Here is a 300-nt window from a genome sequence, read left to right on the forward strand (position 1 = left end):
AGTCCGACGTGATCTGCCGCGCGCTCACCAAGCGGCTCTCGCAGAAGGCCCGCATCGAGTCGGCCGAGGCCTGGCTCGCGCGGCTCGACGAGGTGCACTCGCGCGGCAAGCTGCCCACCGCCACGCGCACCGCCTGGTACTGCTCGGGCTGCCCGCACAACAGCTCGACCGTAGCCCCCGAGGGCAGCATCGTCTCGGCCGGCATCGGCTGCCACACCATGGCCATGTGGATGGACCGCAACGTGGTGATGGGCACCCACATGGGCGCCGAGGGCGCGCAGTGGATCGGCATGACGCCCT

General features: G+C 71.0%; 1 protein-coding gene. It reads left to right on the top strand.

Annotated features, from left to right (window positions below; genetic code table 11):
• Positions 1–300: hypothetical protein (locus tag GQB03_RS22770; RefSeq protein ID WP_159694071.1), on the top strand; the 300-nt coding region annotated here is incomplete at both ends.

The sequence above is a fragment of the Cognatazoarcus halotolerans genome, assembly GCF_009800965.1.
In the GTDB taxonomy this organism is placed as follows: Bacteria; Pseudomonadota; Gammaproteobacteria; order Burkholderiales; family Rhodocyclaceae; genus Cognatazoarcus; species Cognatazoarcus halotolerans.